This is a genomic window from Pseudoxanthomonas mexicana (assembly GCF_014397415.1).
Classification (GTDB): domain Bacteria; phylum Pseudomonadota; class Gammaproteobacteria; order Xanthomonadales; family Xanthomonadaceae; genus Pseudoxanthomonas_A; species Pseudoxanthomonas_A mexicana.
In genome coordinates, this window is sequence record NZ_CP060731.1 from 3629985 (window position 1) to 3653346 (window position 23362).

Here is a 23362-nt window from a genome sequence, read left to right on the forward strand (position 1 = left end):
TCAGGCCACCAGCAGACGCACAGCCTTGGCGTCGGCGATGGCCAGCAGCAGCCGCTCCAGCGCCACCCAGGCATCGCCCTCGCCGCGTCCCTTGGCGGTGCGGTCGATCTTCGACGCCTCGGCGACGAAGCGGTCCCAACGCGCCGGCGAGGCGTGCCGTTGCAGTGCGCGCTTGAACGGCGCCTGCTTGGCCTCCCAGATGCCCTGCGACTTCATCTCCGCGGCCAGATTGCCGCCACCGGCCTGCACGCGCGCCAGCGCGGCCGTGCGCAGCAGTTCCTTCACCACCATCGGCATCAGGCCCGCGACCATGTCCCCCTCGGCCCGCAGGCCGGCGAGGATGCGCGATACCTGTGCGCCCTGCCCCGCCAGCACGGCATCGGTCAGGCGGAACACGTCGTAGCGCGCCGCATTGGCGACCAGCGACTCCATGCGCTCGGCATCGAGCACTTCGCCGTTGCTGAGCAGCGCCAGCTTGTCGATCTCCTGCGCCGCGGCGAGCAGGTTGCCTTCCACGCGATCCGCCAGCAGCTGCACGGCGTCGCGGTCGGCCCGCAGGCCCTTGCTGCGCAGGCGGCTTTCGATCCAGCCCGGCAGTTCGTGCGGCTTGATGGCCCACGCTACCGCGACCACGCCGACGCGTGCGATGGCATCGCTCCACTTGCCCTGGCAGGCCTTGCCCCATTCGCCTGCGGTGATCAGCAGCACCACGTCGGGCGGCGGGTTCGCGCAGAAGGCGCTGATGACCTCGGCGCCTTCCTTGCCCGGCTTGCCACCGGGCAGGCGCACTTCCACCAGGCGGCGGGCACTGAACAGGCTGGGCGCGTTGAAGCTGGCCTCCAGCTGGCCCCAGTCGAAATCGCGCCCGTCCGCATCGAAGACTTCGCGCTCACCGATGCCCTGCGCCCGCGCCTGTGCACGCACGGCATCGGCCGCCTCCAGCACGCGCAGCGTTTCGGGACCGGCGATCAGGTAGACCGGATGCAGCGGCTCGGTGGTACCGCGTGCCGCCAGCTGTTCCGGCTTCAGCTCCATCAGGGCGCCGCGTTCACCGGGCTGGAACGCACGACGCCATCGACGCGACGGAGGATGGACGCCGCCATTTCGCGACGCAGCTCTTCCGCCAGCACCTCGCGCTCGGTCGTCGTACCCGTCGCATCCTGCGGCGGCGACACGTAGTCGCGCGACAGTTCGACCACCTGCTGCGGCACCAGGTCGGTACCGTCGGCCTTGGTGAACGCGAACACCACGGCGTAGCGCAGACTGAATTCCTGGGCGCGGCCGAACTGGTCCACCGCAATGGGTAGATCGCCCCAGCGCTCGGACATGATGCGCAGCGTGGCGACCTGCGCGTCCTCTGCGGTGGCGGCGTCTTCCCCCGGCGGCGCGGCAAGCGTGGCGCCGGCAGCCTGCAGACCACGCGACAGGCTGGTGACCAGCGCGCTGTACGACGTGGAAGCGCCGACTACCCGGACCGGACCCAGATCGGACGGCAATGCGATCCTGTTGCGCAGGTGGAAGCCGCAGCCGGCCAGGAAGACCAGGGCGAGGACGAGGACGGGCAGGCGGAATCGGATCATGGGCGAAGTCTGGACGAGCCCGTCATGGGCGGCAATAGCCTAGCCGGACCGCAGGTGAACGCCGGGGCAAGGCGCCCCGGCCCCTCATCCGGCGACGATGTTGACGATCTTGCCGGGCACCACGATCACCTTCCTGATCGCCAGTCCCTCCAGGAACTTGGCGGTGTTGGGCTCGGCTTTCGCCAGCGCCTCGACCTGGTCACGCGGCGCATCGGCGGCCACCTCGATCGTGCCCCGCAGCTTGCCGTTGACCTGCACCGCCAGCGTCACCGAATCGCGCACCAGCGCGGCCGCATCGACCTGCGGGAACGCCACGTCCTCGATCAGCGTCTCGGCGTGGCCCAGCGCCTGCCACAGCGCATGGCTGGCATGCGGGGTGATGGGGTTCAGCAGCAGCACCGCCGACTCCAGCGCTTCCTGACGCACCGCGCGCCCCTGAGGGCTGGCATCGTCGAACTTGCCCAGCGCGTTCGACAGCTCCATCACCGCGGCGATGGCGGTATTGAAGCTGTGGCGCTTGCCGTAATCGTGGCCGACCTTGTCGATGGTCTCGTGGGTCTTGCGGCGCACCGCCTTCTGCTCGGCCGTCAGGGACGCCACGTCCAGCGCCGGCGCGGGGCCATCGGCGGCGTGCTTCTGCACCTGCGTCCACAAGCGGCGCAGGAAGCGCGCCATGCCCTCCACGCCGGCCTCGTTCCATTCCAGCGACTGCTCGGGCGGCGCGGCGAACATCGAGAACAGGCGCACGGTATCGGCACCGAACTTGTCGACCATCGACTGCGGGTCCACGCCGTTGTTCTTCGACTTGGACATCTTCTCGACCGCACCGATCCTCACCGGCTGGCCGTCGGCCTTCAGCGTGGCGCCGACAACGCGCGCCTTGTCGTCGCGCTGTATGTCCACGTCGGCCGGATTGATCCAGTCCTTCGAGCCGTCAGCGTTGTCGCGGTAGAACGTCTCGGCGATCACCATGCCCTGCGTCAGCAGGTTGGTGGCCGGTTCATCGCTGTCCACCAGGCGCGCGTCGCGCAGCAGCTTGTGATAGAAGCGGAAATACATCAGGTGCAGGATCGCGTGCTCGATGCCGCCGATGTACTGGTCCACCGGCAACCAGTAGTTGCCGCGCTTGTCCACCATGTCCTTGGCGCCGGGCGAGGTGTAGCGCGCGTAGTACCAGCTGGACTCCATGAAGGTGTCGAAGGTGTCGGTCTCGCGCTCGGCGGCGGCGCCGCACTGCGGGCACTTGGTCTTGCGCCACTCGGGGTCGGCCTTGATCGGCGACTTCACGCCGTCCAGGGTGACGTTCTCCGGCAGTACCACCGGCAGGTCCGAATCCGGCACCGGCACGGCACCGCAGCTGTCGCAGTAGATCACCGGGATCGGGCAGCCCCAGTAGCGCTGGCGGCTGACGCCCCAGTCGCGCAGGCGGTAGTTCACCCGACGCTGGCCCTGGCCCTTGCGCTCGAAGCGCTCGGCCAGCGCCTCGAAGGCGCCGCGGTAGTCCAGTCCGTCGAACTCGCCGGAATTGACCAGCTCCAGGTCGTCGCGGGTCTTGTCGCCGTACCAGTCGCGCCAGGTGGTCGGATCGTAGGTCTTCTCGTCGTCGTTCCGCGGCGACTTCAGCGCGATGACCTGCTGGATCGGCAGCGCGTACTTGGTGGCGAACTCGAAATCGCGCTGGTCGTGCCCCGGCACCGCCATCACCGCGCCGGTGCCGTAGCCCATCAGCACGAAGTTGGCCACCCACACCGGCACCTTGTCGCCGGTGATCGGATGCACGGCGCGCAGGCCGGTATCCATGCCGCGCTTTTCCTGCGTTTCCAGTTCCGCTTCCGACACGCCGCCATGCTTGAGTTCCTCGAGGAACGCGGCCAACGCCGGATTCGCCGCCGCGGCCTTCAGCGCCAGCGGGTGTTCGCCGGCGATCGACACGAAGGTCACGCCCATCAGCGTGTCGGGGCGCGTCGTGAACACCGTCAGCGGTTCGTGGCCCTCGACGTTGAACTGGATTTCAAGGCCTTCGGAACGGCCGATCCAGTTGCGCTGCATGGTCTTGACCGCGTCCGGCCAGCCAGGCAGGTTGTCCAGGCCGTCCAGCAGTTCCTGCGCGTAGTCGGTGATGCGCAGGAACCACTGCGGGATCTCGCGCTTCTCCACCAGCGCACCGCTGCGCCAGCCGCGGCCGTCGATCACCTGCTCGTTGGCCAGCACGGTCTGGTCCACCGGATCCCAGTTCACCACCGAGTTCTTGCGGTAGGCCAGGCCCTTGCGCAGCAGGCGGGTGAACATGCGCTGCTCGTGCACGTAGTACTCGGGACGGCAGGTGGCGAACTCGCGCGACCAGTCGATCGCATAGCCCAGCGACTTCAGCTGGCTGCGCATGTGGTCGATGTTGGCGTAGGTCCACTTGGCCGGCGCGGTCCTGTTCTTGATCGCCGCGTTCTCGGCCGGCAGGCCGAACGCGTCCCAGCCCATCGGCTGCAGCACGTTGTGGCCGGTCATGCGCTTGTAGCGGCTGATCACGTCGCCGATGGTGTAGTTGCGCACGTGGCCCATGTGCAGCGCACCGGACGGATACGGCAGCATCGACAGGCAGTAGTACTTCGGCTTGTCCGACCGCTCGTCGACTTCGAAGGCGCGCCGGGCCTCCCAGAAGGCCTGGGCCTGGGACTCGACGGTTTTCGGATCGTAGGAAGCGGGTTCGGCGGCAGTGGACATGGTGGTGTGCGGCAACGGCGACGGCAAAGCGGCCAAGGGTACCGCAGCGCACCATGGCCCGCCATGCCAGCGGTTAGCATGGACGGGTCGAAACCGGGGATTCCAGATGAACAGAACCGCCCTTGCCCTCGCTCTGGCCGCTTGCGGCCTGCCCGCCGCCGCGGATGCCCTGGCCACCGGCCCGGCAGCGCCCGGCACCCTGGCCCTGCACTGCGAACGCGTGTTCGACGCCCGCAGCGGTCGGGTCCTGGGCGAGCACACCGTGCTGGTCCGCGACGGCCGGATCGCAGAGGTCATCCCTGGCCGTGCCAATCTGGCCGACGCCGAATCCATCGTCCTGGCCGACCACACCTGCACGCCGGGATGGACCGACCTGCACGTGCACCTGGACGGCGAATCCAGCCCGCAGAGCTATTCGGAGGGCTTCCGCCTGGATCCGGTGGACTTCGCCTACCGCTCGGTGGGCTATGCAGAGAAGACGCTGATGGCCGGCTTCACCAGCGTGCGCGACCTCGGGGGAGACGTGACCCTGCACCTGCGCGACGCCGTCAACCAAGGCGCCGTGAAGGGGCCGCGCATCTTCGCCGCGGGCACCTCCATCGCCACCACCGGTGGGCACGCCGATCCCACCAACGGCTTCAATACCCACCTGTCGCACCTGATGGGCCCGCCCGGGCCGACCGAGGGCGTCATCAATTCCATCGACGACGCCCGCCAGGCCGTGCGCCAGCGCTACAAGGACGGCAGCGACGTCATCAAGATCACCGCCACCGGCGGGGTGCTGAGCTACGCCAAGTCCGGCGACGCCCCACAGTTCACCGTGGATGAGGTGAAGGCCATCGTCGACACCGCGCGCGACTACGGGTTCCGGGTGGCGGCGCACGCGCACGGCAAGGAGGGCATGAAGCGCGCCATCCTCGGCGGCGTGACCAGCATCGAGCACGGCACCTACATGGACGACGAGGTGATGCGGCTGATGAAGCAGCACGGCACCTGGTACGTACCCACGATCTCGGCGGGCCGCTTCGTGGCCGAGAAGGCGAAGATCGACGGCTACTTCCCTGCCGTGGTCCGGCCCAAGGCCGAGCGCATCGGCGCACTGATCCAGGACACCGCCGGCAAGGCCTACCGCAACGGCGTGAAGATCGCCTTCGGCACCGACATGGGCGTGGGCCCGCATGGCGACAACGCGCGCGAGTTCGTCTACATGGTGGAAGCCGGCATGCCGGCCGCCTATGCGCTGCAGGCGGCGACCGTACGTGCCGCGGAGGTGCTGGGCGTGGACGACCAGGGCGTGATCGAAGCCGGCAAGCGCGCCGACATCGTCGCCATGCCGGGGAATCCGCTGGAGGACATCAACGCCGTGCTGAAGGTGGACTTCGTGATGAAGGACGGCAAGGTTTACCGGCAGCCGTGAAACCTCACCTCGCCTGGCGGCCGCCTAGCGGCGCCAGGCCGCCACGCACAGCCACCACAGCCAGGCTGCATAGCCCACCCGCTGCGCGATGCCCGCGGGCATCAGCGCGACCGCGATCAATGCACTGAACAGCACCACCGTACCCGCCAAGATGCTGGCCATCGCCATAGGCCGCCACCGGCCTTGTCCGCGCATGCCAAAGGCGAACAGCGCCGCGCCCGGGACGAACGCCACCCACCACAGCAGCCACGCCGTCGCATGCAGGCTGCTGGCCTGGTTGTGCAGATCGTCCGGATCCAGCGGCAGCAGGCCCAAGGCGATGAAGCCCGCCGCGGACAGCATCAGCAACTGCGTGCCGACGCGCGCGGGCCAGCCCGCATCGGCCGGCAGGCGGTGCCGCAGATCCAGCGCGGTCAACGCCGCCAACACCCCCGTCAGCACGAAGCCCAACAGGTTGAACCCCAAAGCATGTGGCACACCTTTCGCGCCGAGCACCGCGACCGGATGCCAGACCTGCGAGTAGCCCGACAACGCCACACCGAATCCGGCAACCGCGGCGACGAAGACGATGGCGGCGAGCGCACCGGTCACGGGCAGGAGTCGGGGCAGGAGAGCGGTCATGCAGGTTCGCAGAGGTTGAAATGACACGGGCAGGCCGTCATGACCTGCCCGATCGGTGACGCATCTTAGCGCTGGCGCGTCATTCCTTCTCCCAGCCCGTCCGGCCGCCCTGCGCCGTGGCGTGATTGTCCTTCAGGTAGTCCAGCGCGAGCGAGGCGCTGCGCACCAGCATGCTGTTGTCCGCCGCACCAAAGGTCCATGCACCGGCCATGCCCTTCGCATGCTGATAGAACTCGGGTTCGGCGATGACCTGCCCCGTGGCCTGGTCGGTGAGCTTCATCTTCACCAGGATGCGCGAACTGCCGGCGAAGGCACCCGCCCAGAAGCGCGCACCGCCGCTGATGAAGCGGATCTTCTCGATGCGCGGCTCGACGACGAGGGTACGCACGGGCGAATGCGCGGCCGGCGCTGCATTGCGTTCGGCGACCCATGCGCCAACCCGTTCGTCGAGGTTGCGCTGGAACGACGCCAAGGCCTCCTGGTTGGTCTTGTGCCCGGCGTAGGCGTCGGACAACGTGGCGGGCCTGAGTTCATAGCGATCGAACGCGGCCAGCGCCTCTGCCGGGGGAGGATTCACCTCGGCCGACGCCCGGATCTCATCCTTCGCCAGCGCCTGGCCGACCACAGCCCCCGCCAGCACCATGCCCAGCACGAAACGACGCACACCCATCACAGCCTCCGGTCCGATTGATGATGCGGCCAGCCTAGCAACGCCGTTGCCGACAGCGCCCGTGCCGAAAGGCCGGCCCGGGTCCGTCTGCACCGCAGGGCACGAAGGTTAATTTTCCGCTAGCTCACCTTGTATCCTGTCGGCTACGCCACCATGTCGGCACGACCCCTGAGCCACGAACCTGCCCGATGAGCGAACTGCCCCACGTATTCGACGCCACCACCGACACCTTCGAAGCCGAGGTCCTGCGTAAGTCGCTGGACGTGCCGGTGCTGGTGGATTTCTGGGCCACCTGGTGCGGGCCGTGCAAGACCCTGGGCCCGATCCTGGAAAAGCTGGCGGGCGAGTACAACGGCGCGTTCGTGCTGGCCAAGGTCGACGTGGACAAGGAGCAGCAGATCGCCGCGGCGTTCCAGATCCGCTCCGTGCCCACCGTCTTCCTGGTGAAGGGGGGACAACTGGTCGACGGCTTCCCCGGCGCGTTGCCGGAAGGCCAGCTGCGCGAGTTCCTGGCATCGCACGGCATCCAGCCGGCCGAAGCGACCGACGCCCCGATCGAGGCCGCGCCGCTGGACCCGCAGGCCCAGGTGGCCGCGTTGCGCGAAGCCATCGCCGCCGAGCCCGACAAGGACGAACTGAAGCTGGACCTGGTGCTCGCGCTTCTGAAGACCGGTGAGGCGGCCGAGGCCGAGCGCCTGCTCGACGCCCTGCCCGCCAATCTGGCCACCGACGACCGCGCCGTGAAGGCGCGCGCGCGCCTGGGATTCGCGGCCGCGCTGAAGGACGCGCCGTCGCCGGACGCCCTGCGCGCCGCCCTGCAGGCCGATCCGGACGACCTGCGCGCGCGCCATCTGCTGGGCGTGCATGCGCTGGTGGCCGGCGATTCGGAACAGGCGCTTGAGCAATTCCTTGACATGCTCAAGCGCGACCGCACGTACGAGGACGGACTGGCCCGCAAGAGCCTGATCGATGCGTTCCGGGTGATCGAGGACGAGGCGCTCGTCGGCCAGTACCGCAGGAAGATGTCCTCCCTCCTGTTCTGACGCCGAACCTCGCCGTATCCGTTCCCTCCCCACGCGCCGTTTTCATGAAGCCCACTACCCTGCGGCACATCTTCAATGCCTGGCCGCCGTTCCTGCTCAGCGGCATCCACGTCACCGAGCTGGCCCGGGACTGGAGTTTCGCCCGCGTCGAGCTGCGCATGCGTCCGTGGAACCGCAACTACGTCGGCACCCACTTCGGCGGCAGCCTGTTCGCCATGACGGACCCGTTCTGGATGATCCTGGCCAAGGAGCGCCTGGGCCGCGACTACTACGTCTGGGACAAGGCGGCCGAGATCGAGTTCGTGAAGCCGGGCAAAGGCACGCTACACGCCGAGTTCCGCCTGGACGCGCACGTGCTGGACGAGATCCGTGCCGAAACCGCCAACGGCCAGAAGTACCTGCGCTGGATGCCGGCGGATGTCTTCAACGCGCAGAACGAGGTCGTCGCCCGCGTGCGCAAGCAGATCTACGTGCGGCTGAAGCCCGAGGCGCGGACCGCGACTGGCTGAACCCCGGCGAGCGCCACGGCACGCCCGCAATGACGCTACAGCTGGACCCGCGCGCCGGCCTACAATAGCGCCATGCCCCCCGACCATCCGCCGCACCGCGCCTCAGTGCAGAAGCTCTTCATCACCGGCCTGCTGACGCTGCTGCCGATCTGGCTGACCTGGGTGGTCATCAAGTTCGTCTTCGTCCTGCTGTCGGACATCAGCAAGCCATGGGTGGAGCCGCTGTCGCACCGTATCGCGGCGACCTTCCCGCAATCGCTGGGCTGGTTCAGTGGCCTGTGGGTGCAGAACACCATCGCCATGGTCGCCACGCTGTTCGTCATCCTCGCCGTCGGCGCGCTGACGCGCCGCGTGGTGGGCCAACGCCTGCTGCGCTGGTTCGAGGCCCTGATCGCCCGCGTGCCGCTGGCCAACGTCATCTACACCAGCGCACGCAAGCTGCTGGACATGTTGGAGACCAAGCCCGGCAGCACCCAGCGCGTGGTGCTGATCGACTTTCCGCACCGGGACATGAAATCGGTGGGCCTGGTGACGCGCGTGATCCGCGAGGAAGGCAGCGGACGCGAACTGGCCGCCGTCTACGTACCCACCACGCCCAACCCGACATCGGGTTACCTGGAGATCGTGCCGGTCGAACTGCTCACGCCCACCGACTGGACGGTGGATCAGGCGATGAGCTTCATCATCTCCGGCGGCGCGGTGGCGCCGGACGCGATGCCGTTCACCCGCGCGGGGGACCGCTGAGCCATGCACGCGGCGCGCACGCTGGATGATCGCGCAGTCCGCCTCTTCATCGTGCTGGCCGCGGTGTTCTGCGCCAATGCGGTGCTGGCCGAGTTTATCGGCGTCAAGATCTTCGCGTTGGAAGACACGCTGGGGGTCGCGCCGCTGGAATGGAACCTGTTCGGCCAGACCGGCTCGCTCAGCTTCACTGCGGGCACGCTGCTGTGGCCGTTCGTGTTCATCCTGACCGACACCATCAACGAATTCTTCGGCAAGCGTGGCGTGCGCTTCATCTCGTGGCTGGCCGTGGCATTGATCGTGTACGGCTTCCTGTTCGCCTTCGCGGCCATCGCACTGGCGCCGGCCGGCTGGTGGGTGGAAGCGGCGCAGGCGCAGGGCGTGCCCGACTACCAGAAGGCGTTCGCTGCGATCTTCGGCCAGGGCATGTGGACCATCGCCGGCTCGGTGCTGGCGTTCCTGGTGGGGCAACTGATCGATGTGTCGGTGTTCCATCGCATCCGCGCGGCCACCGGCGAGCGCTGGGTGTGGCTGCGGGCCACCGGTTCGACCGCGATCTCGCAACTGGTGGACAGCTTCGTGGTGATCTACGTCGCCTTCGTGCTCGGGCCGCAGAAGTGGCCCACTTCGCTGTTCCTGGCGGTCAGCACGGTCAACTACGCCTACAAGATGCTGGCGGCCATCGCGCTGATTCCGCTGCTGTACTTGATGCGCCACGGTATCCGCCACTATCTGGGGCGCGAACGCGAACGGCAACTGCGCGCGGAAGCCGCCCTGGACTGACACCAGGACCGGGCACGGCGCGCGAAACGGGGGAATGCGATGAAAGCGACCTGGCTACTGGGGATGGCGATGATGTCCACCGGCGCATACGCCGCCACGCGTGAGGAAACGATCGATGCCTGGATGCGCGACTACGCCGGCCAGGTCCCGGGGGCCTCGGTGCTGGTACTCGAAGGCGGTAAGGCGGTATTCCAGCGCAGCTATGGCCTGGCCGACCTGGAGGCGGGCGTGGCCAGCTCGCCGACGACCAATTACCGGTTGGCGTCGGTCACCAAGCAGTTCACGGCCGCCAGCGTGCTGCTGCTGGTCGAGGACGGGGTGCTGACGCTCGACGATCCGGTGCGTCGCTGGCTGCCTTCGCTGCCGGTGGCGGCCGAAGGCATCACCCTGCGGCACCTGCTCAGCCACACCTCCGGCCTGGTCGACTACGAGGACCTGCTGCCGCCGGATCAGGCGGGCCAGATACACGATGCCGATGTCCTGCGTTTGCTAGAGCGGGAAGACCGCCTCTACTTCCCGGCCGGCAGCGACTACCGTTACAGCAACAGCGGCTATGCACTGCTGGCGCTGGTGGTGGAGCGCGCGTCGGGCCAGCGTTTTGCGGCCTTCCTGCAGGCACGGATCTTCTCGCCGCTGGGCATGATGGCGACGCTCGCACGCGAGGACGAGGGGCCTCCGGTGACGGACAGGGCGTTCGGCTACACCCGTGTCGGCGATCGATGGGAATGCACCGATCAGAGCACGACCAGCGCCGTGCTGGGCGATGGCGGCATCTACTCTTCGATCACCGACCTGGCGAAGTGGGATGCCGCCTGGTACGACGACCGCCTGCTCTCCGCGCCGTCACGCGCGCTGGCGGTTCAGGCGTCGACGGCCACACCCGAGCCCGATGTGGCGCATTATGGCTACGGCTGGCGCCTGCAGGGGCGGATGCAGTGGCATTCGGGCGAGAGCATCGGCTTCCGCAACGTGCTGCTGCGCTTTCCGGCGCAACGCCTGACCGTCATCGTGCTGAGCAACCGCGACGCACCCGAACCGTACCGCCTTGCCCGACAGATCGCCGCACTCTGGAACGGCACCCCCTGATCTCCAGCCCCACGCCTTCTTAACCACGACTAATGTGAGGCGTAAATCGAGAAATACCGGCCATTTCCATGGCAGCACCGCTTTTATAATTGTGACCAGTTTTACATTTCCGCGTGAGCGAAGGGGGGCCAGATGCCAGCTATCAGAGGAAAGGTGTGGTGGCGATGGGGCTTGGCGTGGCTGCTGACGGTGTCATCGACGGTGCAGGCACAGGACTGGGCTTACCGAGTCCGTCCCGGCGACACCCTGTGGGACGTGGCAGGCGCACACCTGAAGCCTTCGATTCCCTGGCAGCGACTGCAGGACCATAACCGTATCGCCAATCCCTACCAGTTGCCGCCCGGCTCCACGCTGCAGATCCCGCTTGCGTGGCTGGATCGCCAGCCGGCCCGCGCAAAGGTGGTGGCCGTCCGCGGCAATGCCACGTCCCGTTCCGCCGCCGGACGGGATGCACCCGTGACTGCGGGCATGTCGCTGGGCAGCGGCGCCGTACTGAAGACATCGCCGGACGCCTCGCTCAGCCTGGAGTTCGCCGATGGCTCGCGGCTGCTCCTGCTCGGCGACAGCGAACTGCTGCTGGACCGCCTGACCCGCTTCGGCCGGTCCGGCATGGCGGACACTCGCCTGCGGCTGCAGCGCGGCCGGATCGGCAACGAAGTGCGCCGGTTGCGCGGCCCGGCGGCCAACTTCGTCGTCGACACGCCCAGCGCGTCCTCCGCGGTGCGCGGTACGCAGTTCCGCGTGGAAGCACGCGAGGGCCGCACGCATGCGGAAGTCCTGGAGGGCCGCGTGGCGGTCAATGCGCGTAACCAGCGCGGCACGGTACTCCGGCACGGCTTCGGCGCGGTCGTTGTCCCCGGCCAGGCCGCCATCGCGCCCGTCGCATTGCTGCCGGCACCGGATCTGTCGCGCATCGCGCCGCTCACGCAGAGCGTCCGCCCGGAGCTCGCATGGCCCGAGGTCCCGGGCGCGCACCGTTATCGGGTGCAGGTCAGCGACCACCACCGCTTCGACAGTCTGCGGGTTGACCTGGAGGTCGAGGCGCCGCGCGCGCAGTTGCCGGCGCTGGACGCGGGCCGCTACGCCATCCGCGTGCGGGCGGTCGACAAGGACGGCCTGGAAGGCCGCGATGCCGTGACCGCGCTGCAGATCGACGACCAGCCTGCGCCGCCTTATTCCATCGCGCCCGCCGCCGGCAGCGTCGTGCGCACGCCGGAGGTGGTGTTGCGCTGGACAAAAGCACCGGGCGCCGTGGCCTACGACTACGAAGTCGCGGGGGCGGCGGGCTTCGCGCAGCCCGTGGCGCGCGCGCGCGTGGACGACACCGCCTCCATCCGCCTGCCCGACCCGTTGCCGCCCGGCGACTATGCCTGGCGCATCCGCAGCATCGATGCCAGCGCCAAGCCCGGGCCTTTCGGCGACAACCTCGCTTTCACGGTGCGTCCGCTGGCCGAAGTGACCGCCATCGACACGGCGGCCGCCACCGACACCCGCGAGGTGACGTTCCGCTGGCAGGCAGGCCAGCCTGGACAGTGCTACCGGTTCCAGATGTCGCGCACGCCGGACTTCCGCAAGACCGATGTCGACATGCTCGTCGACCAAGCCGAAGTGACGCTGCCACGGCTGCGCAGCGGCACCTGGTACCTGCGCGCCCAGACGATCGACGTGGACGGCTTCGAGGGGCCGTTCCCGGCACCGCAGCAGGTCGATGTGCCCTGCCGCTGGTGCCGCATTGGCGCCGGAGCGGGGGCGTTGCTCATACTCTTGGCCCTGTGAGCACTCCCGCGCCCTCGCCCAAGTGGAAGTCCCGCCTGCTGACGGCGGTGGGCGCGGCTGCCCTGGCGATCCTGGTGACGCTGTCCGGCGTGACCGCCCCGTTCGATGCCTGGGTATACGACAGGCTGGTGCTCGGCGCGGCGCCGGAGGCCGATCCGCGCATCGTGGTGGTGGACATCGACCAGAAGAGCCTGGCCGAGCTGGGCCGCTGGCCCTGGTCCCGGCGCACGCATGCGCAGCTGGTCGACCGGCTGACGATGGCCGAGGCCAAGGGCATCGCCTTCAATATCCTGCTGTCGGAACCGGCGCTGTTCGATCCGGAAGGCGACGCCCTGCTCGCCCGCGCGATCGGCCGCAGCGGTCGCGTCGTGCTGCCGGTGCTGGCCGAATCGGTCCAGCTCAACGGCCCCAGCGTGGAACTGATGCCGATCCCCGAGTTCGCGGCATCGGCAGCGTCGTTGGGCCACGCCGAGATGGTGCTCGACGACGACGGTGTCGCCCGCAGCGTCTACCTGCGCGCCGGGCTGGGCTCGCCGCACTGGCCCGCGCTGGCGCTGGCGCTGCTGCAACTGGACCAGCCCCCTGGAACGGCCACCGAACTGCCCGGCCGGCGGCGGGTGAAGACGGAACTGCCCGCGGCTTCGTCGTTCGACTGGGTGCGCGACCATGAAGTGCTGGTGCCGTTCACCTCGCCCCCCAATGCGTTCCGTCATGTGTCCTATACCGATGTGCTGAACCAGCGCATCCCCACGTCGCTGCTGCGCGGCAACTGGGTGGTCGTGGGTGTCAACGCCACGGGCATGGGACCGCTGGCACGCGCACCGGGGCAACCGCCCGCGGCGAGCATGAGCGGCGCCGAGTACCAGGCCAACCTGTTGAACATGCTGCTGAAGGACGCCGCGATCACGCCCATGGCGGAAGGATGGCAGGCCGCGCTGGCGGCGCTGGTGGCCGGCTTCCCGCTGCTGCTGTCGATGCTGCCGGCGTTCCGCCGCATCTGGCTGCCCACCGTGGCGACCATGGCCGGCACGCTGCTGCTTTCGGTGGCGCTGCTGCGTTTCGGGCATGTCTGGTTCTCGCCGGTCCCCGCGCTGCTGGTGCTCGCATTGGGCGCCTCGCTGTGGATCTACCGTTTGCTGCGGCAGACCCACAAGCAGGCGCAATCCGACGCGCTCACCGGCTTGGCCAACCGCACGCGCTTCGACCAGGCCCTGGACCAGGAGTTGCGCGTGGCGCGCCGCAGCGGGCAGCCGCTGTCGCTGCTGGTGATGGACATCGACCACTTCAAGCAGTTGAACGACAGTCAGGGCCATGCCGCGGGCGATGCCGCGCTGAAGGCGCTCGGCCGCATCCTGCGCAGCCGCGCGCGGCGGCCGCGGGATCTCGTCGCGCGGCTGGGTGGCGACGAATTCGCCGTGCTGCTGCCCGAAACCTCCGCCCAGGCCGCAGCGACCATCGCGACCACCCTCCACGTGGATCTGGCCAACCTGGGCCGCAAACCGCACGGCACGAACGCGGGCAGCGCACCGCCCTTCACCGCCAGCATCGGCATCCACACGCACATGACGGGCGACGATGCGGGTCCTGAGGACGTGTTCGACCGCGCCGACGCCGCGCTGTACCGGGCCAAGCAGACCGGCCGCAACCGCAGCGTCAGCCACACCGGCGAGCCTGCAGCTGTGGGGACCTCCGCCACCCGCGTGTAGGCCCCCGCGGCCGGGACCTCAGACGTCCAGCACCATCCCTGGCCGCGCCAACTCCACCGGCGCGCCGTAGCGTTCGCCTATCTCGCCCGCCAGTGCCTCGCGCGCCTTGTCTTCGCCATGCACCAGCACCAGCGGCGGCGCAGGCTGGAAATGACCGTACCACTCCAGCAGCCCCTGCTGGTCGGTATGGGCCGAAAGTCCACCCACCGTGTGCCGCTGCGCGTTGACGCGGTAGTCGCGGCCGTGGATGCGGACCCACTGCGCGCCGTCCACCAGCCGCCGCCCCAGCGTGCCCTCGGCCTGGTAGCCGACGAACACGATATGCGCATTGCGGCGCCCCAGGTTGTAGCGCAGGTGGTGCTGGATCCGCCCGCCGTTGGCCATGCCCGAACCGGCGATGATAATGGCGCCGTTCTCGATCTGGTTGATCGCCATGGACTGCTGGGTCGTCTCGGCCACGTGCAGGTTGGGCAGGCGGAATGGATTGGGCGACTGCGCCCAGACGCGGCGGGCATCCTCATCGAACAGGCCATGATGCCGTCCATAGACGGCCACCACCTTGGCCGCCATCGGGCTGTCCAGGAACACCCTCCAGCGCGCCAGCTTCCACGTCTCCCAGTGCCGGGCGAACCAGTACAGCAGTTCCTGGGTGCGGCCCACTGCGAACGCGGGAATCAGCACGTTGCCCCGGTCGCGCCAGGCATGCTCGAAGATCTCGCCCAGCTCGCGGATGGTGTCCGGGCGGTCGCGATGGTTGCGATCGCCGTAGGTGGATTCCATCAGCAGCAGGTCGGCCTGCTTCACCACGGCGGGATCGCGCAGGATGGGCGTGCCCTTTGGGCCCAGGTCGCCGGAAAACACCAGCTTGCGGCCGTCCGCCCACAGTTCCACGATGGCCGAACCGAGGATATGGCCGGCATCGCGCAGCGCGATGTCCACGCCGGGCAGGATCGTCGTGCGCTGGTCGTAGGCCAGCGGCTGCACCAGGCGCAGCGTCGCGTGCACGTCCTCGGCGGAAAACAGCGGCTGCGCTTTCGGTTCGCCCCGCCGGCGGTAACGGTTGGCGCGCTCGGCCTCGGATTCGGACAGCGAGGCCGTGTCCAGCAGCATGATGGGCAGCAGCTCGGCGCTGGCGCCCTGGGTGTAGATGGGCCCGCGATACCCGCGCTTGACCAGCAGGGGCACCCGGCCCACATGGTCGATGTGGGCGTGGCTCAACACCACGGCGTCCAGCGTGCTGGGATCGAAGGGAAAGGGGTGTTCGTTGCGCGCTTCGGATTCGCGGCTGCCCTGGATCAGGCCGCAGTCCAGCAGGATGCGCCTGCCGGCGGCCTCGACCAGGTGCATGGACCCGGTGACCTCGCCTGCCGCACCGTGGAAATGGACCTGCATGGCAACTCCCTTTCTTCCCGTTACCGCCAGTATGGCGCCACGGGCCGCGACTGAGGGAAACGGTCCGTGAGCGGCGACGGCCCTGCCCCCGGATGCCGGGTTCCAGGTGCGGGCCCACCATGACCTTCGACACACCTGACCTACCCCCGACAGGCGTAGAGTCGCCGCACGCCCCCGCCCGGGGGTTCCTTTTTTCGACTGCCCCTGTCCGGGGCCGGAGTAGACCGTGATTGCCCGCAAACCCCAGATCCTGATGCTCTCGCTCGCGGTGGCCGCCGCGCTGGCCGCCTGCGCCAAGAAGGAAGACGCTGCCCCGGCCGCCGATACGGCCGCCAAGGCGCCGGATGCGCTGCAGCTGAAGCTCGACGAGAGCAGCCTGCCGGGCGTCAATCGTTTCCAGATCGGCGACCTCGACACCTCCAAGAACGCCTGCACCGACTTCGCCGGTTACGCCAACGGCAAGTGGCTGGCCGCCAACGCCATCCCCAGCGACCGCACCAGCTGGGGCGCGTTCGAAATGCTGGACGAGCGTTCCACCGCCGTGCAGAAGCAGTTGGCCGAGCAGGCCGCGGCGCACCCGGGCGCGACCGGCGTGGAGAAGATCGTCGGCGACCTGTGGGCTACCGGCATGGACGAGGCCAAGGCCAACGCACAGGGCATCGAGCCGATCGCGCCGATGCTGAAGGCGATCGACGGCCTGCAGGACAAGGATGCCATCGTCGCCTACCTCAACCAGTCCGCCGCCAAGGGCCAGGCCTTCCTGTTCGGCTTCGGCGCCGAAGCCGACTTCAACAAGCCCGATACCAACATGGCGTACGCCTTCCAGGGCGGCCTGGGCCTGCCGGACAAGAACTTCTACTTCGACGCCGACAAGAAGAACATCCGCGACGAGTACGTGAAGCACATCGCCAAGGTGCTGGAGCTGTCCGGCGTGGCCGCGGCCGACGCGCAGAAGCAGGCCAGCGACATCATGGCGTTCGAGACGCGCCTGGCGAAGGTGTCGAAGTCGAACGAAGAAATGTCGCGCGACGTATCGCTGTACTACAAGCCAGTCACGCTGGCCGACGCAGACAAGCTGACGCCCAACTTCTCCTGGACGAAGTTCTTCGAATCGCAGGGCGTGGCGCCGCAGGAGAAGTTCTCGCTGGCCGTACCCGCCTTCCACCAGGAAGTCAGCAAGATGCTGGGCGACACCGACCCCGCCGCATGGCGCGCCTACCTGCGCTTCCATACCATCGACGGTGCGTCGCCCTACCTGAGCGATGCCTTCGCCAACGAGAACTTCAATTTCTACGCCAAGACGCTGCGCGGCCAGAAGGAGATCGAGCCGCGCTGGAAGCGCGTGCTGTCCACCATCGAGGGCCAGAGCGGCGAAGCGCTGGGCCAGATGTACGTGAAGGTCGCCTTCTCGCCGGAAGCCAAGGCCAAGATGGAAACCCTGGTGGCGAACCTGGGCACGGCGCTGAAGGCGCGCATCCAGAACCTGACCTGGATGAGCGACGAAACCAAGGCCAAGGCGATGGAGAAGCAGGCCGCCTTCACCACCAAGATCGGCTACCCGGACAAGTGGCGCGACTGGACCGGCCTGTCCACCAGCCGCGACAGCTACATCGGCAACGTGCTGGCGGCGATGGAGTTCAACTACAAGTGGAACCTGGGCAAGATCGGCAAGCCCGTGGACAGGACCGAATGGGGCATGCCGCCGCAGATGGTCAACGCGTACTACAACCCGCTGCAGAACGAGATCGTGTTCCCGGCCGCCATCCTGCAGCCGCCGTTCTTCGACCCCAACGCCACCGATGAGATGAACTACGGCGGCATCGGTGCGGTGATCGGCCACGAGATGACCCACGGTTACGACGACCAGGGCAGCCGCTTCGGCCCCACCGGCAAGTTCGAGAACTGGTGGAGCGATGCCGATTCCAAGGGCTTCAAGGCGCTGACCGGCAAGCTGGTGGCGCAGTTCGACGGCTACCGCACCGCCGACGGCCAGAAGATCAACGGCAACCACACCCTGGGCGAAAACATCGCCGACCTGGGCGGGCTGGCCACGGCCTACGACGCGATGAAGAAGGCCACCGAAGGCACGCCGGACCCGATGACCGACGGACTGACGCGCGACCAGCGCTTCTTCCTCAACTGGGCTACGGTGTGGCGCCGCAACTTCACCCCGGAAGAGCTGAAGAACCGCATCGCCACCGACGAACACGCCCCGGCGCAGTTCCGTGCCATCGGCGCGCCGTCCAACCTGCCGACGTTCGCCGCCGCGTTCTCCTGCAAGCCGGGGGATGCGATGGTGCGCACGGGCGACCAGCAGGTCGTGATCTGGTAAGCCCCACCTGTGCATGATCCGAAAAGGCCCGGCATGTCCGGGCCTTTTCCCTTTCCGGCCCGGCAGATGCAGGCCCGGCGGTCCAGTCTGTGACACAGGGCGGATTGGCGACGCCAAGTGCGGCGGGATTTGCGCCACGGCACGACGGGGCCGGTACGGCGCCCTTGCTAGAATCGCCCGACCCCTGAATCACGGAAGCCCCTGATGTCCCTCCCGCGCACCGCACTCGGCCGCCCCACCTTGATCGCCTTCGCCCTCGTCATCGCCCTGGGCGCCCCGGATGCGGAAGCGCAGCGCAAGAAGCGCGCGGCGCGTGCCCCCGCCGTCAGCGCGGAGTGCACCGACTTCTACACGGCCACCAATGCGGACTGGCTGAAGAAGAACAGCGTGCCTGCGGATGCCGGTTCGGTCAGCGTGCTGGGCGCCTTCCGCGAGCGCACGCTGGAACAGCAGCGCGCGCTGCTCGACAGCGCGATGCGCACGCCGCAGGGCAACGTGCAGAAGCTGCTGGGCGACTTCTGGGCCAGCGGCCTGGATGAAGCCGCCGTCGAGGCCGACGGTTCCAGGCCGATCGCACCGCTGCTGGATCGCATCAACGCCATCAAGAAGCCCAAGGACGTCGCGCCGGCGATCGCCGCGCTGCACCAGGTGGGCATCCCGGTGGCCTTCAACTTCAGCCCCGACGTGGACCTGCAGGCGCTCGACCGCCACATCGGCTACTTCATGCAGGGCGGCCTGGGCCTGCCCGACCCGGCCTACTACACCCGTACCGATGCCGACACCCGCGAACTGCTGGGCCGCTATCGCGGCTACGTCAAGCAGGTACTGGCCCTGACCGGTACCCCGGCCAACCGGCTGGATGCCGAATCGGCGCTGGTGATCGACCTGGAGACCAAGCTGGCGCAGGTCTCCAAGCCCGTCGTCGAACTGCGCAGCCCGTTCGCGAACTACGCGCCGGTGCCGACCAAGGACCTGGGCAAGCAGTACCGCAACCTGCAACTGGACGCATTCCTGAAGGCGCAGGGCGTCAGCGACGACACCGTTTCCCTGGCCGACCCGGCGCTGTTCAAGCGCCTGGACGGCCTGGTGGGCAGCCTGAAGCCCGACCAGTGGAAGGCCTATCTGCGCTGGCGCGTGGGCGATGCCATGGCGCCGTACCTGGCCAAGCCGTTCCGCGACGCCGAGTTCGAGTTCCGCGGCCGCGTGCTGCGCGGCGAAGCCGCGCCGGCGCCGCGCTGGCGCCAGGTGCTGGACGCCATCAACCTGGCCGCGGGTCCGATGCTGGGCAAGGAATACGCCGCACGGTATGTGCCGGGCGACCACAAGCGCCGTGCCGAACAGATCGCCGGCCAGGTACGCGACGCCTTGGGCCGCGGCATCGAGCGCAGCCCCTGGCTCAGCGATGCCGCCAAGGGCGAAGCCAAGGCCAAGCTGGACAAGCTGAAGATCGAAGTCGGTACGCCCCGCCGCGACCTCGACTACAGCGTGCAGCCGATGGGCCGCGGCAGCTTCGGCGGCAACATGCTGATCGCCTCCACCTGGCGCCATCGCGAGGAGATGAAGCGCATCGGCAAGGGCAACGCCGACCGTCGCTGGGACGTGCTTCCGCAGCAGCCCGCGCTGGCCTACGACCTGGCGCAGAACCGCCTGATCGTCACGGCGGCGGTGCTGCAGGAAGAGATCTTCGACGCGAAGCAGCCGGCCGCCGTGCAGTACGGCGCGTTCGGTGCGCTGGTGGGCCATGAACTGAGCCGCGGCTTCGACGTGAAGGGCCGCATGGTCGACGCCAAGGGCCAGCTGCGCGACTGGTGGACGCCCGCCGATGTGGCCGCGTGGAATGCGCTGGGCGACAAGGTGGTTGCGCAGTACAACGGCTACGCCTTCCCGGTGCTGAAGAACGTCAAGGTCAACGGCGCGCTGACGCGGGACGAGAACCTGGCGGACCTGGCCGGTGTGGAACTGGCATGGGACGCCTTCGCCAGTGCCGAACCGCAGGCCAACGCCGCCGCGAAGCAGTCGTTCTACAAGGCCTGGGCCACGCTCTGGGCGCAGAACCTGACGGACACCGAAGCCGCGCAGCGTGCGGCCGTCGACGTGCACGCACCGGGCCAGTGGCGCGCCAACGGCCCGCTGACGCAGCAACCGTCCTTCGCGCAGGCCTTCACCTGCAAGGCCGGCCAGCCGATGCAGGCGAACGAAGCCGGACAGATCCGCATCTGGCGCTAAGACGGTCGCGAAGGACGGCATGAAAACGGCGCGGATATCCGCGCCGTTTTTCTATCGCCGCGTCACTTGACGATGCGCATGCGCGGCGGACCTTTCCCGCTGCGCCCGAACGGCGGCTGCCCGCGCCAGTAACGGATCATCAGCCAGCCGAACACCATGCCGCCCAGGTGCGCAAAATGCGCCACGCCCGGCTGCAGGCCGGTGAAGCCCAGCACCAGCGCGAGCACGGCGTAGAAGATGACCAGCGTGCGCGCCCGGATTTCCATGGGCAGCGGAAACACGATCATGCGCTGGTTGGGGAACAGCATCCCGTAGCCCAGCAACAGGCCGAACACGCCGCCCGAGGCGCCGACCGTCGGGTACGGAGGCGCGCCCCCGGCCATCATCCACCAGCCCACCGCCAACTGCAGCAGACCGGCGCCGGCGACGCAGACCAGGAAGAACGTCAGGAAACGCTTTCCACCCCAGGTCTGCTCCAGCGGCGACCCGAACATGTAGAGCGCCAGCATGTTGAACGCCAGGTGCCCGATGCCCCCGGTATCGTGCAGGAAGCCGTACGTCAGCAGCTGCCACGGCATGAAGCCGTACCCGAGCGGCCACAGCGCAAGCCAGTCCATCAGGGCGTTGCCCGACACCAGCTGCAAGAGGTAGACGGCGACGTTGGCGATCAGCAACGCGCGGGTGACAGGGAGAAGTCGGGGGAACATGACAGGCCTCGGAACGGTCGCCCGACATCATACGGGACGCGTCTCAACGTTCGCCCGGCCCCCACAGCGCCTCGTCCAGCGTATCCGTCCTGCTCGGTCGCTTCACCCGCCCGTTCTCCACCTTCACCCCTTCCGCACGCAGGCGCTGGCTCTGCTCGCGATACGCCCGCGAGCCTTCCGGGAACGCGATGCGTCCATCCGACCGCAGCACGCGGTGCCAGGGCAGCCCGGGATCCTCGTTCTGGCTGAGGATGCGTGCCGCCAGCCGGGCGCGACCGGGCAGTCCGGCGCGGTGCGCCACTTCGCCATAGCCGGCCACCTGCCCGCGCGGGATGGCGCGGATCGCGGCCAGGATGCGGTCTTCGGGAGACTTGGCGCTCATGCCGGATTAGCATAGCGGCATCGGCAACACGGGAGCACGCCATGCACAACTTCGAACAGGTCCGCGGCCACCTGAATTCATCGGGCTACAAGGTCACCATGCACGACCCCTTCGTCGCCTGCGTGGAACTGTCGCTGGGCAACGGCAAGCGGCACCAGGCCATCTTCCTGTCCGAACTGGGCAACGACGACGAGCGCGGTTACCTGCGCGTGAGTACGGTCATCGCGCCGATGACCGGCATCGACGCCAAGCGTGCGCTGAAATTCAACTGGCAGAGCAGCGTGGGCTACCTGGCCATCGGCGAACTCGACGGCGTGCCCTACCTCCAGCTGTGCGAGAACCGACCCTACGAAAGCCTCAGCCCGGCGGAGGTGGACCGGCTGGTGCTGGAGATCGGCGGGCTCGGCGACAGCATGGAACGTGCGCTCTCCGCCGAAGGCGACCTGCTGTAGGGCGGGCCCCGGCCCGCCATCGCGGCACCGGAAAAAAAAACGCCGGGCAAGCCCGGCGTTTTCTGTTTCAACGGATGCGCGGCGACGTCACGCCCAGCCGATCGCTTCCAGCAGGCGCAGCAGGCCGTAGGCAATGCCGCCGGCGGCGGGAATCGTCAGCACCCAGGCCCAGAGGATGCGCTCGATCACGCTGAACTTCAGCGCGCGCGGATTCTTGGCGAAACCCACGCCCATGATGGCGGTGGAGATGCTGTGGGTGGTGGACACCGGCATGCCGAAGTGCGCGGCCACCGTCAGGATGGTGGCCGAACTGGTCTCCGCCGCGAAGCCGTTGATCGGGTGCAGCTTCACCATCTTGTGGCCGAGGGTCTTGATGATCTTCCAGCCCCCCATCGCGGTGCCCAGCGCCATCACGATGGCGCAGGTAATGACGATCCACATGGCGATGTCCTGCTCGCCCGCCGCGCCCGGATGCAGGAACGCCAGCCAGCCCGGCAGGTCGTCCAGCGCACCGCTGGCCTCCGCGCCGAACAGCGTCAGCGCGATGATGCCCATGGTCTTCTGCGCGTCGTTGTGGCCGTGGGCGTACCCCATGTAGGCGGCCGACAGGATCTGCGCCTTGCCGAAGAACCGGTTGACGAAGTGGGGGCGCGCCAGCCGGCCGAGCCAGCCGCCCAGGCGCGACAGCAGCGCGATCAGTCCCCACAGCGCCACCATCACCAGCATGCCGAGCAGGAAGCCCGCGATCGGCGAGGTGATCATGGGCAGCACCACCTTCCACAGGATGCCCTTGTTCTTGGTCCAGTCGCCCACGGCCTCGGACCAGATCAGCGCCGCCCAGTCGTTGTGGGCGGCGGCCAGCGCCGCGCCGCACAGGCCGCCGATCAGCGCATGCGAGGACGACGAAGGCAGGCCCTTCCACCAGGTGATCAGGTTCCACACGATGCCGCCCAGCAGGGCACACAGGATGACCTGCGAGGTCACCTGCACCACATCGGTATTGACCAGGCCCGAGGCGATCGTCTTGGCCACGGCGGTGCCCATCAGGGCGCCGACCAGGTTCATGCCCGCCGCCAGCATCACCGCCTGGCCCGGCGACAGCACCTTGGTGGCCACGACGGTGGCGATGGAGTTGGCGGTGTCGTGGAAACCGTTGATGAACTCGAAGATCAGCGCGGCCAGGATCACCACCAGCACGAGGGTCAGCATGACGGAGCGCCC

At 68.3% G+C, this 23362-nt stretch carries 20 protein-coding genes; 11 read left to right on the forward strand and 9 right to left on the reverse strand.

The annotated features are described in order from the left end of the window. The 3 genes from holA to leuS form a co-directional block, all read right to left on the reverse strand. Nucleotides 1-1035 carry a DNA polymerase III subunit delta gene (gene holA / locus IAE60_RS16990; RefSeq protein ID WP_187573136.1) on the reverse strand — a complete coding sequence of 345 codons (1035 nt, stop codon included), beginning with the start codon at nt 1033-1035 and terminating at the stop codon, nt 1-3. Continuing rightward, the gene (locus IAE60_RS16995; RefSeq protein ID WP_187573137.1) at nt 1035-1580 is read right to left on the reverse strand and encodes an LPS-assembly lipoprotein LptE; all 546 of its coding nucleotides are present in this window, start codon (nt 1578-1580) and stop codon (nt 1035-1037) included. Before IAE60_RS16995 ends, holA begins: the two co-directional genes overlap by 1 nt. Nucleotides 1581-1664: 84 nt before the next feature. After that, entirely contained in the window at nt 1665-4298 is a 2634-nt protein-coding gene (leuS, locus tag IAE60_RS17000; RefSeq protein WP_187573138.1) for a leucine--tRNA ligase, read from the reverse strand. Nucleotides 4299-4404: 106 nt separating this feature from the next. Between leuS and IAE60_RS17005 the strand changes: the two genes are divergently transcribed. Next, nucleotides 4405-5715 carry a metal-dependent hydrolase family protein gene (locus IAE60_RS17005; RefSeq protein ID WP_187573139.1) on the forward strand — a complete coding sequence of 437 codons (1311 nt, stop codon included), beginning with the start codon at nt 4405-4407 and terminating at the stop codon, nt 5713-5715. Between the two features lie 24 nt (nt 5716-5739). Here IAE60_RS17005 and IAE60_RS17010 read toward each other — a convergent pair whose 3' ends face one another. After that, entirely contained in the window at nt 5740-6336 is a 597-nt protein-coding gene (locus IAE60_RS17010) for a DUF998 domain-containing protein (protein WP_187573140.1), read from the reverse strand. A 79-nt stretch (nt 6337-6415) separates the two neighbouring features. Then, nucleotides 6416-7006: a hypothetical protein gene (locus tag IAE60_RS17015; protein ID WP_187573141.1), complete on the reverse strand. Its 591-nt coding sequence runs from the start codon at nt 7004-7006 to the stop codon at nt 6416-6418. A 188-nt stretch (nt 7007-7194) separates the two neighbouring features. Between IAE60_RS17015 and trxA the strand changes: the two genes are divergently transcribed. The 7 genes from trxA (at nt 7195) to IAE60_RS17050 (ending at nt 14650) form a co-directional block, all read left to right on the forward strand. After that, nucleotides 7195-8049 carry a thioredoxin gene (gene trxA / locus IAE60_RS17020; protein WP_187573142.1) on the forward strand — a complete coding sequence of 285 codons (855 nt, stop codon included), beginning with the start codon at nt 7195-7197 and terminating at the stop codon, nt 8047-8049. Between the two features lie 44 nt (nt 8050-8093). Further along, nucleotides 8094-8558, forward strand: coding sequence for a DUF4442 domain-containing protein (locus IAE60_RS17025; protein ID WP_187573143.1), 465 nt, complete (start codon nt 8094-8096; stop codon nt 8556-8558). Nucleotides 8559-8630: 72 nt separating this feature from the next. Then, a complete protein-coding gene (locus IAE60_RS17030; RefSeq protein WP_187573144.1) occupies nt 8631-9302 on the forward strand; it encodes a DUF502 domain-containing protein in 672 nt (223 codons plus the stop codon). Nucleotides 9303-9305: 3 nt separating this feature from the next. After that, entirely contained in the window at nt 9306-10082 is a 777-nt protein-coding gene (locus tag IAE60_RS17035) for a queuosine precursor transporter (RefSeq protein ID WP_187573145.1), read from the forward strand. A gap of 63 nt (nt 10083-10145) precedes the next feature. Next, complete coding sequence (locus IAE60_RS17040; RefSeq protein WP_244966738.1) at nt 10146-11168, forward strand: serine hydrolase domain-containing protein; 1023 nt, start codon at nt 10146-10148, stop codon at nt 11166-11168. Between the two features lie 132 nt (nt 11169-11300). Continuing rightward, a complete protein-coding gene (locus tag IAE60_RS17045; RefSeq protein ID WP_187573147.1) occupies nt 11301-12944 on the forward strand; it encodes a FecR domain-containing protein in 1644 nt (547 codons plus the stop codon). Further along, nucleotides 12941-14650, forward strand: a complete 1710-nt coding sequence (locus IAE60_RS17050) for a CHASE2 domain-containing protein (RefSeq protein WP_187573148.1) — start codon at nt 12941-12943, stop codon at nt 14648-14650. Before IAE60_RS17045 ends, IAE60_RS17050 begins: the two co-directional genes overlap by 4 nt. Nucleotides 14651-14668: 18 nt before the next feature. Here the strand turns inward: IAE60_RS17050 and IAE60_RS17055 are convergent, their stop codons facing one another. Continuing rightward, entirely contained in the window at nt 14669-16042 is a 1374-nt protein-coding gene (locus IAE60_RS17055; RefSeq protein WP_187573149.1) for an MBL fold metallo-hydrolase RNA specificity domain-containing protein, read from the reverse strand. 250 nt (nt 16043-16292) lie between these two features. Here IAE60_RS17055 and IAE60_RS17060 point away from each other — a divergent pair, with 250 nt between their 5' ends. After that, a complete protein-coding gene (locus IAE60_RS17060) occupies nt 16293-18374 on the forward strand; it encodes a M13 family metallopeptidase (RefSeq protein ID WP_187574791.1) in 2082 nt (693 codons plus the stop codon). Between the two features lie 204 nt (nt 18375-18578). Next, the gene (locus tag IAE60_RS17065) at nt 18579-20600 is read left to right on the forward strand and encodes a M13 family metallopeptidase (protein ID WP_187573150.1); all 2022 of its coding nucleotides are present in this window, start codon (nt 18579-18581) and stop codon (nt 20598-20600) included. A 62-nt stretch (nt 20601-20662) separates the two neighbouring features. Here IAE60_RS17065 and IAE60_RS17070 read toward each other — a convergent pair whose 3' ends face one another. Both IAE60_RS17070 and IAE60_RS17075 read right to left on the reverse strand, forming a co-directional pair. After that, nucleotides 20663-21307 carry a rhomboid family intramembrane serine protease gene (locus IAE60_RS17070; protein ID WP_187573151.1) on the reverse strand — a complete coding sequence of 215 codons (645 nt, stop codon included), beginning with the start codon at nt 21305-21307 and terminating at the stop codon, nt 20663-20665. A gap of 43 nt (nt 21308-21350) precedes the next feature. Next, nucleotides 21351-21689, reverse strand: coding sequence for an MGMT family protein (locus tag IAE60_RS17075; RefSeq protein WP_187573152.1), 339 nt, complete (start codon nt 21687-21689; stop codon nt 21351-21353). A 41-nt stretch (nt 21690-21730) separates the two neighbouring features. On the opposite strand from IAE60_RS17075, the gene IAE60_RS17080 reads away from it, so the two are divergent. Continuing rightward, a complete protein-coding gene (locus IAE60_RS17080) occupies nt 21731-22141 on the forward strand; it encodes a hypothetical protein (protein ID WP_162110233.1) in 411 nt (136 codons plus the stop codon). An 87-nt stretch (nt 22142-22228) separates the two neighbouring features. On the opposite strand, the gene IAE60_RS17085 is transcribed toward IAE60_RS17080, so the two are convergent. Beyond that, nucleotides 22229-23350 (reverse strand): inorganic phosphate transporter, encoded by a 1122-nt coding sequence (locus IAE60_RS17085; RefSeq protein WP_187573153.1) that lies wholly within the window; start codon nt 23348-23350, stop codon nt 22229-22231. Nucleotides 23351-23362 lie beyond the last annotated feature (12 nt).